We start from the raw sequence: 10,310 nt of genomic DNA on the forward strand, positions 1-10,310 counted from the left end.
CAAAGAGGTCTGTTTTTTTACATTTATTTTACTTTTCTACGATAGTGTATTTTACATCCGGACAGTAAGATACACATGTAATCGCGAGAGAGAGAAAAACAAAAAGGACCGCGAAGAAAAGGAGAAAATAAATCATGAAAAAAGGTTTAGCAGTAGCAATGGCGGCATTATTAGGAGTAGCAACAATGGGAACAACAGTTATGGCAGCAGCTTCCGGCGATATCACAATCTGCTCCAGAGAAGACGGATCCGGTACAAGAGGCGCATTTATCGAACTGTTTGGAATTGAAGAAAAAGACGCAGATGGAAATAAAGTAGACAATACAACAGAGGCAGCTAAGATCACAAACAGCACATCCGTTATGTTAAGCACAGTTGCACAGGATGAGAACGCAATCGGATATGTTTCCCTTGGCTCCCTGGATGACAGCGTAACAGCAGTAAAAATCGACGGAGCAGAAGCTACCGCAGAAAATATTGAGTCTGGTGACTACAAAGTAGTTCGTCCATTCAACATTGCAACAAAAGATGATGTAAGCGAAGCAGCACAGGATTTCATCAACTATATCATGAGTGCTGACGGACAGGCAATTATCGAGGAGAACGGATACATCGCAGTTGGTGATAAACCAGAGTATGCAGGTGCTGACGTAGAAGGTAAAGTTGTAGTAGCTGGTTCTTCTTCTGTAACACCAGTTATGGAGAAACTTGCAGAAGGCTACAAAGCTGTAAACGATAAAGTTGACATCGAGGTTCAGCAGAGTGATTCCACAACAGGTATGACATCTGCAATCGACGGTCTTTGCGACATCGGTATGGCTTCCCGTGAACTGAAAGACAGCGAGACAGAAGCTGGTCTTACCGCAACTGTTATCGCACAGGATGGTATCGCAGTTATCGTAAACAATGACAGCGGTGTAGAAGAGCTCACAAGCGAGCAGGTAAAAGACATCTATACTGGCAATATCACAACTTGGGAAGACCTGACCAAGTAATTAAGAAAAATAGTTACAAATATGAAGCTGTTACTGTTCACGATGTGGACAGTAACATGCTGTTAAGTTTTAATGTCAGAGAAGACATAATGTAAAGCGAACGAAAAAGAAAAAAGAAAGACCTAAAGTACTTTCACAACAAATCAAACTTCCCGAATAAAAAAGGAACGGACTTTATGAAATCAATTAATGAAAAGGTAATGAAAATCGTGTTCCTTGTAGCGGCCTGCACTTCGGTGCTGGCCGTTGCATTAATATGTATTTTCCTTTTTGCAAACGGAATCCCGGCGATGGCGAAGATTGGCCTGCCTGATTTCCTGTTTGGAATGAAATGGAAACCATCCAATGGTTTATATGGAATTTTCCCATTTATCCTTGGAAGTATTTATGTAACAGCAGGCGCAATTGTGGTAGGAGTTCCGACCGCCCTTCTGCTTGCTATCTTCCTTGCATTTTACTGTCCGAAGAAACTGTATGCTCCACTAAAAGCAATGGTAAACCTTCTGGCAGGCATTCCATCCGTTGTATATGGTTTCTTTGGATTAACGGTATTCGTACCGCTGCTCCGTCAGCTTACCGGCCATGATGGAAGTACTATGCTGACAGCTTCTGTACTTCTTGGAATCATGATTCTTCCAACGGTAACCGGTGTTGCAGAACCAGCGTTAAAAAGTGTTCCCACAAGCTATTATGAAGGAGCACTTGCTCTTGGTGCAACCCACGAAAAAAGTGTGTTTGGTACTGTTTTCCCGGCTGCAAAGTCTGGTGTGTTAGCTGGTGTGGTTCTTGGAATCGGACGTGCCATCGGTGAGACCATGGCAGTGATCATGGTAGCAGGTAACCAGACCTGGATGCCGCAGGGACTTTTCAAAGGACTTCGTACCATGACTGCAAATATTGTTATCGAAATGGGCTATGCAACAGATCTTCACAGAGAAGCACTGATTGCAACAGGTGTTGTATTATTCGTATTTATCCTGATTATCAACCTTTGTGTATCAGCCCTGAAGAGGAGAGCCGAAGATGAGTAAAAGCAAATTATCTTACTGGAAAAATCATCCGGGTTCTGCCATCCTGAGGCTTTTGGTGTGGCTGGCTGCGATTATCACAGTTGCAGTTATGACATTCCTGGTAGGTTTTATCCTGATAAAAGGTGTAGGCAATCTGACACCGGATCTGTTTGCACTGGAATATAATTCTGACAACGCTTCCCTTATGCCGGCACTGATCAATACCCTGATCATCACCTTGCTGACACTGGTGATCGCGGTACCATTTGGTATTTTTGCTGCGATCTATCTTGTAGAATATGCAAAAAAGGGAAGTAAGCTGGTAAAAATCATCCGCGTGACAACAGAAACCCTTCAGGGAATCCCGTCTATTATTTTCGGTCTGTTTGGTCTTCTGTTTTTCAGTACAGCCCTTCATTGGGGATATTCCCTTCTGTCTGGCTCTATGACATTAGTAATCATGATATTACCGCTGATCATTCGTACCACAGAAGAAGCACTTCTCGGTGTGCCAGATGCTTACAGGGAAGCTTCCTTAGGACTGGGTGCAGGAAAACTGCGTACAGTATTTAAAGTGGTACTTCCAAGTGCCATTCCCGGAATCCTCTCCGGTGTGGTTCTTGCTACAGGACGTATTGTAGGTGAGACAGCAGCTCTTATCTATACCGCAGGATCTGTTGCTAAGGTTCCGGAAAGTCTGATGGGCTCCGGACGAACTCTTGCCGTACATATGTATGTGCTTTCCAGTGAAGGTCTTTATATGGATCAGGCGTATGCAACAGCGGTTATTCTGTTGGTATTTGTGCTGGTACTGAACTGGATCTCAGGAGTATGTGCGAAGAGATTAAGTAAAGCAGGCGGAGAGAAGTAGGATAGACACAGTGTATTTGTCAGGATTGCAGAATGATTTTGGGAAAGCTATTACATATATTCTGCAGAGATTATTAATAGAAAAAACTAGGTGCAAACAGTTGCAGATCATCAAGAAAGGCAGGAAAGCAGCTGGCAGATAAGCAGGCATAAAGCTTATAGCTGTCAAAGCTTTCAAAAAAGGAGAATATGGGTAAAATAGATGTAAAAAACATGGATCTGTATTACGGCAGTTTCCATGCCTTAAAAAATATCAATCTGGATATTCCGGAGAAAAAAATTACCGCTTTTATCGGTCCCAGTGGCTGCGGAAAATCCACTTTACTGAAATCTTTAAACCGTATGAACGACCTGGTGGAAGGATGCAGGATCACAGGGGATATCCGCCTGGATGGAGAGGATATCTATGGGGATATCGATGTAAACCTGTTGAGAAAACGTGTGGGAATGGTTTTCCAGAAACCAAATCCATTTCCAATGAGTATTTATGATAATATTGCATATGGCCCCCGTACACATGGAATCCATTCCAAGGAAAAGCTAGATGATATCGTAGAGCGTGCCCTTCGGAATGCATCTATCTGGGATGAAGTAAAAGACCGTCTGAAAAAGAGTGCACTTGGAATGTCCGGTGGACAGCAGCAGAGACTTTGCATTGCAAGGGCACTTGCGGTAGAACCGGAAGTACTTCTTATGGATGAGCCGACTTCAGCACTTGACCCGATTTCTACTTCCCATATTGAGGATCTGGCTCTGGAATTAAAAGACCGTTATACCATTGTGATCGTAACCCACAATATGCAGCAGGCAGCACGTATTTCCGATAAGACAGCATTTTTCCTGTTGGGCGAGATCATCGAATATAACGATACTACAGAACTGTTTTCAAGACCACAGAATAAGAAAACAGAAGAGTATATTACAGGGAGGTTTGGTTGATATGAGAGACGTGTATACCGCGAAGCTTTCCAGGCTTTCAGATGAGATCCTGGAGATGGGAAATCTGTGCGGTCAGGCAATCATGAAGACCTGTCAGCTTCTGGCAAGTGTGGAAGTCAGAGAAGCTGCCACAAAAGAAATCGCAAAAATTGAGAAGGAGATTGATGACAAAGAGCATAATATCGAAGCTCTCTGTATGCAGCTTCTTCTGAAACAGCAGCCTGTAGGAGCAGATCTCCGTAAGATTTCTGCAGCACTTAAGATGGTTACGGATATGGAGCGTATCGGTGATCAGGCTACAGACATTGCAGAGATTATGAACACAGGAAGTGTCCATGTACCTGTAACTGCTATTCCCCTTCAGGAGATGGCAGATCACGCCATGCATATGGTAAACGACAGTGTTACTGCTTATGTAGAGGAAAAAAGCGATCTGGCAAAAAAAGTGATCGACAGCGATGATATTCTGGACAATCTTTTCAATCAGGTAAGAAAAGCACTGGATATGAACCGTATGGGCTATTCCAGTGATGAAGTGCTTGATCTTCTTATGATCTCCAAATACTATGAGCGAATCGGTGACCATGCAACCAACATTGGCGAGTGGGCAGAATTTACAGTAGATGGAATCCACAGAAACGGTGACAGCATCAGTGATCTGTTTAATCCGGAATCACTGTAAAGCTTTGATGATAACTGACTATACCACAGAAAAGATATCATTCTGAGTAAGTGGTGTAGTCAGTTTTTTGTATGAGCAAATAGCAGATAGAAGACCCCTCCCAAGGCCAGGCTAAAAGCATCTGTCTAAGGGAGGGGTCTAAAATATTCACTTATTTATTTGTGCATTTAAAGAATCATAGTTGTTTTCAGGAGAGGAATTCTTACTTATATACTAAAGCTATATTCAAACAAGCCTTAATAATATCGGGCTCATTCATAATTCTTATGTCTCTTAAAGAAATCCTTTGTTTCCCGCACTACTACACCACTTAATGCCAGTAATGCAATCAGGTTCGGAAATGCCATCAGGGCGTTGAAGATATCTGCGATATTCCATACAGCTGCAACTGTCATGTACGGTCCGAAGAATACGCAGATGATATATAACCAGCGGTAAGTCTTTACTGCGGTCATGTTGCGGTTGAAAAGGTACTCCAGGCATCTCTCACCGTAATAATCCCATCCAAGGATCGTGGTGAATGCGAAGAATACCAGACACAGCATAAGTGCAAATGATGCGAACTGTGGAGGGAACGGAAGTCCCTTCTGGAAGGCTGCTGTAGTAATAGCTACACCTTCCAGTCCTGTATTCCAGGTATCTGTAATGACAATGGAAAGACCAGTCATGGTACAGATTACGATAGTATCAATAAAAGTACCAGTCATGGAAACAAGTCCCTGGCGAACAGGCTCTTTTGTCTGTGCGGCAGCAGCTGCGATCGGAGCACTACCAAGACCGGATTCGTTAGAGAAAATACCACGCGCGATACCTTTTTGCATAGCCACGATCATGGTTCCCATAGCACCACCTGCCAGGGCACTTCCGCTGAATGCTGTTTTTACGATGGTTACGATAGCGCCAGGAACAGCTGTGATATTGGTGATCACAATGATCAGTGCAAGTGCTACATAAAGAATTGCCATAAATGGTACAACAATCTGGGAAACCTTAGCAATACGCTGGATGCCGCCAAGTACTACAAGTCCTACACATAAAGTAAGGATCAGGCAGGCAATTACGGTAGCCCAGGAATATGTATTTCCAAAAAGGGAAACAGTGTGTACAGTATCCGGGTCAAAGAAGTTCTTTACTGCAGAAGCAATACCATTTACCTGTGTAAAAGTACCGATTCCGAAAAGACCTACGCCAGCTCCGAAGAATGCGAAAATCTTCGCAAGCCATCTCCACTGTTTTCCCATACCGTTTTCAATGTAATAAAATGGTCCGCCAAGAACGTGTCCGTCCTTGTCAATAGTACGGTATTTGATCGCCAGAAGTCCTTCTGCGTATTTGGTTGCCATTCCGAAAAATGCGGCAACGATCATCCAGAATAGGGCTCCAGGTCCGCCAGCTGCGATAGCAGTTGCAACACCGACGATATTACCGGTTCCGATGGTAGCTGACAAAGCTGTGCAAAGGGCACCGAAACTTGTCACTTCACCTTCCCCGCCTTCTTCATTTCGTACCATGAATTTTAATGCTTTTCCAAGATGTCTTACCTGTAAAAAGCCTAACCGAACGGTTAAAAGAAGTCCTGTGATCAGGATCAGAATGATTAGCGGAAGTCCCCAAACGACTCCGTCAAACCAGGTGATAAAGTTGTTGATTTGTGTAAACATGTTTTCTTTCCTCCATCCTTTTGCCTGAGAGATTAACAGCATAAAATGCTGCGTACACCTTCGGCGCTCTTCCATTTATTTTTTTGAAGAGACTCTCCTGAGTTACGAAAGGCGCTGCCTACAAATAAAATGTGCGAGCATGACGGTCATTCGTATTGTGTAGAAATACACTGAAAGAAAGAGTAGCACAATTTATGAGAAATTTCAATATATTTTCAGAAAAAAGATTTTATTCTGAAAAGAAAAAAATTTAGTATTTGGCATTTTGTACCAATTAAACATGTCAAAATTACTCTAAATTTTAATTGTATTATTATGAGTAAATGTTATAATTATGAAAAAGAACAAAATGGGCTATAAAACACGAAGGAGAAGAGTATGGAAGTTGAACAATTTGCGATTACAAAAGATGTAGTGGTTGACCGTAAGGAAAATCTAAAAAATCATAGAGGCTATTGGTGCGTAAGGAGAGTTCAAGATATTATTTTTTCATCTATAGCTCTTGTGGTATTGTCACCATTAATGTTTATTGTTGCAGGAGCAATAGTTTTGGATGATCCCTCAGCGGGGCCTTTTTTTTCGCAAGAACGCGTTGGAAGAAATGGGAAAATATTTAAATTTTACAAATTTCGTTCAATGTGCCCGAATGCGGAAGAAAAATTGGAGGAATTAATTGGAAAGAATGAAATGGACGGACCGGTTTTTTAAATAAAAGATGATCCTAGAATCACAAGAGTTGGCAGATTCATTAGGAAAACCAGCATAGACGAGTTACCTCAGTTGTGGAATGTATTAAAAGGTGATATGAGCATTGTGGGACCGCGACCAGCATTGCCTAGGGAAGTTGAAAAATATGGAGAATATGAGCGACAGCGTTTATATGTCACTCCTGGATTAAGTTGTTATTGGCAGATAGCACCACATCGGAATGAAATTAGTTTTGAGGAATGGATGCTTGGTTTTATCTGATAATGAAAACCTAAAGAATGTTTATGGGAAGATGCAGTTTACGGTTGAGACATTCCTTTTTTTTGTGTATACTTAAGAAGAAAGAAAAAAGGTATGTTGTGGAAGGGAGCGCTGGGTTTGGGAATTTATCTTGATAGTAAAACTGGATATACATTATATAAAAACGAATTAGAAAAACCTTATTTTGTAGATAAAACCGGGTTCCTTGAAGAAATGATTCCTATGGTTGGCGAGGGGAGCAACTATGTATGTGTTACACGGCCCCGACGATTTGGAAAAACAGTTGTTGCAAATATGCTTGCAGCTTTTTTTTCCAGAAGCTGTGATGCAAAAGATATTTTTGAAGGACTTTATATTTCGTCTGTAAAAAATTATAAGCAGTATATGAACAAATATGCAGTTATTCACATTTCATTTAATGATATAGCCACAGAATGCCAGTCCTATGATTCTTACATTAAGAGAATAGAAAAAAAGTTAATCAGGGATTTAAAACGAGAATATTCAGACATAGAGTTTGAAGAGGATGAGTATCTTATTGATGTTCTCTGTGATATCTACGCCGAAAATGAAGCTGCTCAATTTATATTTATACTGGATGAATGGGATTATATTTTTCACCAGGATTTTGTGTCCGAAACGGATAAGAAAAAATTTCTTACCTTTTTACGTTCGTTGTTGAAAGATCGCCCATATGTTAAATTGGCTTATATGACAGGTATTCTTCCAATTGCAAAATATTCCAGTGGCTCAGAATTAAACATGTTTGCAGAATATACAATGGCTGGAGAAGAACGATTTTCTGAATATTTTGGATTCACAGAGAAGGACGTGGATGTATTATATGAACGATACAGAGAGAAAAATAAAAAGATTTTGAATGTGAGTCGTGAGGGATTGAAGCTCTGGTATGATGGATATAGTACAAAGAGTGGGGAAAAGCTGTACAATCCAAGGTCTGTTGTCATGGCATTATCGAACAATAACCTTGGAAATTACTGGACGAGCTCAGGTCCGTACGACGAAATTTTTTACTATATTTCTAATAATATTGCAGAAATTAGAGATGATCTGGCGTTGATGATTTCTGGAGAAAGCGTTCCTATAAGAATTTATGAATATGCAGCGACTTCTCAGAAATTGAAAACAAAGGAAGAAATTTTTTCAGCAATGGTTGTTTATGGATTTTTGAAATATGAAAAAGGCCGAGTGTCAGTTCCAAACCGGGAATTAATGGAGAAATTTTTAGATATGCTTCTGAAAGAACCTTCCTTGGGTTATATACATCGCCTGGCGAATATATCGTCTAAAATGCTCCAGGCGACACTGGCTGGCGATACGGATACAATGTCAGAGATTATTACGTATGCCCATAATACAGAAATTCCGATTTTATCATATAATAACGAAACAGAACTTTCAGCAATTATTAATCTGGTATATCTTGCCGCAAGAGATGAATACAGAGTTGAACGGGAAGATAAGGCTGGCAGAGGGTTTGTGGATTTTATATTTTATCCCATCAGGTATGATCAGGATTGCATTATTCTGGAATTAAAAGTGGATCATACACCAGAAGAAGCGATTAAACAGATTCTTGAGAAAGAATATGTATTACGATTTCGCGGAAAAATAGCAGAAAAAAACAGGTATACTGGAAGAATTCTAGCAGTTGGAATCAGCTATAACAGAGAAACAAAAGAGCATAAATGTAAGGTGGAAGTGCTGTAGGAGGTTTTGAACACAAAGACTGGACAGACTGAGAACGTAATGGTTTATTTTAAATAAATACAGCCAATGATAAAAGACACTGAGAATTGCTTATAAGCGGTTTTCGGTGTTTTTTTGTTAAAATGCGCATTTACGCGTTCCTCAAAATTATTCCTGTAAAGTGGGTATTTACTTTACAATGCAAAGCGAGATCTTTATTTTACGATTGACATATGATAATATAATAGTTGTAATTCTAATTGTTTGAATTATAACTATTATCAGCAAGGAGATGACAGAATGGATGAAACTTTGCATTACCTGATCATGGCGAACCAGATGCTGGTGCAGAAAGCTTTAATGGAGGAATTGAAAACTACCGGACTTACCATCGGGCAGCCGAAGATTCTGGATTATCTGAAAGACCATGACGGAAGCAATCAAAAACAGATTGCAAAGGCCTGTTTTCTGGAGGCTGGTTCGCTGACTACTATTTTAAATAAGATGGAAGAGAAAGGCCTGATCCAGCGCAGAACTTTAAACGGAAACAGACGAAGCTTTCATATTTTCATGACCGAAGAGGGAAAACAGAAGCAGATGCTGGTAGAAAAAGCTTTTGAAAAAGTGGAAAAAAAGGCTTTGGAACATATTTCAGAGGAAGAATTTCGAAATTTCATGGCTGTGTATAAAAAAATATATTCCAATCTACAAGACTAGCACTCTTTTCGACCAGTAACCGTACTTTCAGCATCACTTGTTTTGTCATCTGCATGGTTGTCGTCAGTCAACGATGTTGGGCTCCGCCGACTGAAAGAGGGCAAAATATAACGCAAAGTGGGGCGTGCAGATTGCAGAAAGCTTTTTTCAAACACGCTTTAGAAGAAGTAAAAAAGAACCACACATATATAAAAGGGAGAGATACGAGTAATGAATAAATTAAAAAGATATCTGTTGTTTTTAGTAGGCTTGTTTATCAATGCACTGGGTGTCAGCCTTGTGACAAAAGCAAGCCTTGGAACGTCACCGATTTCATCCATTCCATATGTACTTAGCCTGAATTATTCACGGAACAGTATCTAAACTGATAACTGTACCATGAATCCGAAAATTGACCCATGTAGCCTAAACATCGCTCAATCAGTTTCCAAAAAGGGTATAAAATCCCTGTGGCAGAGTTCTGAGCGGTTATTAAGCTGTCAAGGTTTGTTAATAGTTGCTATTCCAGCTGTACATTCAGCTTACCGATATTTGAAAGTGTCTCATAGAATTCATTTTTATAAGGGCAGCTGCTACACAGCTTGAATGTGATATATCTTGCTGAATGAACTACTTTTGCAGCAATCTTCAGCAGTTTTAAACGGACTGATATTGTCAATATTGGTTGACACATTTATCTCAAAGATATCACTGACTATGCAGCCAGGTCCAAAGATTGATAGTATCTCTGGCGCTTGATGATCGGAGGAAGCCCACC

At 40.5% G+C, this 10,310-nt stretch carries 10 protein-coding genes, 2 pseudogenes and 1 riboswitch; of the genes and pseudogenes, 9 read left to right on the forward strand and 3 right to left on the reverse strand.

Annotated elements, in window-relative coordinates:
* Positions 1–134: 134 nt before the first annotated feature.
* The 5 genes from ACTQWB_RS13645 to phoU all read left to right on the forward strand — a co-directional run bounded on the left by ACTQWB_RS13645 (position 135) and on the right by phoU (position 4,496).
* The gene (locus ACTQWB_RS13645) at positions 135–995 is read left to right on the forward strand and encodes a substrate-binding domain-containing protein (RefSeq protein ID WP_441502113.1); all 861 of its coding nucleotides are present in this window, start codon (positions 135–137) and stop codon (positions 993–995) included.
* A 176-nt stretch (positions 996–1,171) separates the two neighbouring features.
* Positions 1,172–2,026: a phosphate ABC transporter permease subunit PstC gene (gene pstC / locus ACTQWB_RS13650; RefSeq protein ID WP_441502114.1), complete on the forward strand. Its 855-nt coding sequence runs from the start codon at positions 1,172–1,174 to the stop codon at positions 2,024–2,026.
* A complete protein-coding gene (pstA, locus tag ACTQWB_RS13655) occupies positions 2,019–2,876 on the forward strand; it encodes a phosphate ABC transporter permease PstA (protein WP_441502115.1) in 858 nt (285 codons plus the stop codon). Before pstC ends, pstA begins: the two co-directional genes overlap by 8 nt.
* 188 nt (positions 2,877–3,064) lie before the next feature.
* Positions 3,065–3,814 (forward strand): phosphate ABC transporter ATP-binding protein PstB, encoded by a 750-nt coding sequence (pstB, locus tag ACTQWB_RS13660; protein WP_441502116.1) that lies wholly within the window; start codon positions 3,065–3,067, stop codon positions 3,812–3,814.
* Between the two features lies 1 nt (position 3,815).
* Positions 3,816–4,496, forward strand: a complete 681-nt coding sequence (gene phoU / locus ACTQWB_RS13665) for a phosphate signaling complex protein PhoU (RefSeq protein WP_441502117.1) — start codon at positions 3,816–3,818, stop codon at positions 4,494–4,496.
* A 251-nt stretch (positions 4,497–4,747) separates the two neighbouring features.
* Here phoU and ACTQWB_RS13670 read toward each other — a convergent pair whose 3' ends face one another.
* Entirely contained in the window at positions 4,748–6,157 is a 1,410-nt protein-coding gene (locus ACTQWB_RS13670) for an alanine/glycine:cation symporter family protein (protein ID WP_441502118.1), read from the reverse strand.
* Positions 6,158–6,159: 2 nt separating this feature from the next.
* Positions 6,160–6,267, reverse strand: a riboswitch (glycine riboswitch).
* A gap of 412 nt (positions 6,268–6,679) precedes the next feature.
* Here ACTQWB_RS13670 and ACTQWB_RS13675 point away from each other — a divergent pair.
* From ACTQWB_RS13675 to ACTQWB_RS13685, 3 genes and pseudogenes are all read left to right on the forward strand, one after another.
* Positions 6,680–7,126 (forward strand): annotated as a pseudogene (locus ACTQWB_RS13675) (sugar transferase).
* Between the two features lie 117 nt (positions 7,127–7,243).
* Positions 7,244–8,857: an AAA family ATPase gene (locus ACTQWB_RS13680; RefSeq protein WP_441502119.1), complete on the forward strand. Its 1,614-nt coding sequence runs from the start codon at positions 7,244–7,246 to the stop codon at positions 8,855–8,857.
* Positions 8,858–9,136: 279 nt separating this feature from the next.
* Positions 9,137–9,553, forward strand: a complete 417-nt coding sequence (locus ACTQWB_RS13685) for a MarR family winged helix-turn-helix transcriptional regulator (RefSeq protein ID WP_441502120.1) — start codon at positions 9,137–9,139, stop codon at positions 9,551–9,553.
* Positions 9,554–9,620: 67 nt separating this feature from the next.
* Here ACTQWB_RS13685 and ACTQWB_RS13690 read toward each other — a convergent pair whose 3' ends face one another.
* The gene (locus ACTQWB_RS13690; RefSeq protein WP_441502121.1) at positions 9,621–9,737 is read right to left on the reverse strand and encodes a DUF6783 domain-containing protein; all 117 of its coding nucleotides are present in this window, start codon (positions 9,735–9,737) and stop codon (positions 9,621–9,623) included.
* Positions 9,738–9,763: 26 nt separating this feature from the next.
* Here ACTQWB_RS13690 and ACTQWB_RS13695 point away from each other — a divergent pair, with 26 nt between their 5' ends.
* Complete coding sequence (locus tag ACTQWB_RS13695; RefSeq protein WP_441502122.1) at positions 9,764–9,916, forward strand: hypothetical protein; 153 nt, start codon at positions 9,764–9,766, stop codon at positions 9,914–9,916.
* 136 nt (positions 9,917–10,052) lie between these two features.
* Here ACTQWB_RS13695 and ACTQWB_RS13700 read toward each other — a convergent pair.
* A pseudogene (locus ACTQWB_RS13700) lies at positions 10,053–10,202 on the reverse strand (transposase); the annotation flags it as partial.
* Positions 10,203–10,310: the final 108 nt, after the last annotated feature.

It is taken from the genome of Blautia sp. HCP3S3_H10_2 (assembly GCF_052122375.1).
Lineage (GTDB): Bacteria > Bacillota > Clostridia > Lachnospirales > Lachnospiraceae > Blautia_A.

Bases quoted from the DNA above. Each gene is read 5' to 3' on its own strand.
- ACTQWB_RS13645 (WP_441502113.1), top strand. From the start codon at position 135: ATGAAAAAAGGTTTAGCAGTAGCAATGGCGGCATTATTAGGAGTAGCA.
- pstC (WP_441502114.1), top strand. From the start codon at position 1,172: ATGAAATCAATTAATGAAAAGGTAATGAAAATCGTGTTCCTTGTAGCG.
- pstA (WP_441502115.1), top strand. From the start codon at position 2,019: ATGAGTAAAAGCAAATTATCTTACTGGAAAAATCATCCGGGTTCTGCC.
- pstB (WP_441502116.1), top strand. From the start codon at position 3,065: ATGGGTAAAATAGATGTAAAAAACATGGATCTGTATTACGGCAGTTTC.
- phoU (WP_441502117.1), top strand. From the start codon at position 3,816: ATGAGAGACGTGTATACCGCGAAGCTTTCCAGGCTTTCAGATGAGATC.
- ACTQWB_RS13670 (WP_441502118.1), bottom strand. From the start codon at position 6,157: ATGTTTACACAAATCAACAACTTTATCACCTGGTTTGACGGAGTCGTT.
- ACTQWB_RS13685 (WP_441502120.1), top strand. From the start codon at position 9,137: ATGGATGAAACTTTGCATTACCTGATCATGGCGAACCAGATGCTGGTG.
- ACTQWB_RS13695 (WP_441502122.1), top strand. From the start codon at position 9,764: ATGAATAAATTAAAAAGATATCTGTTGTTTTTAGTAGGCTTGTTTATC.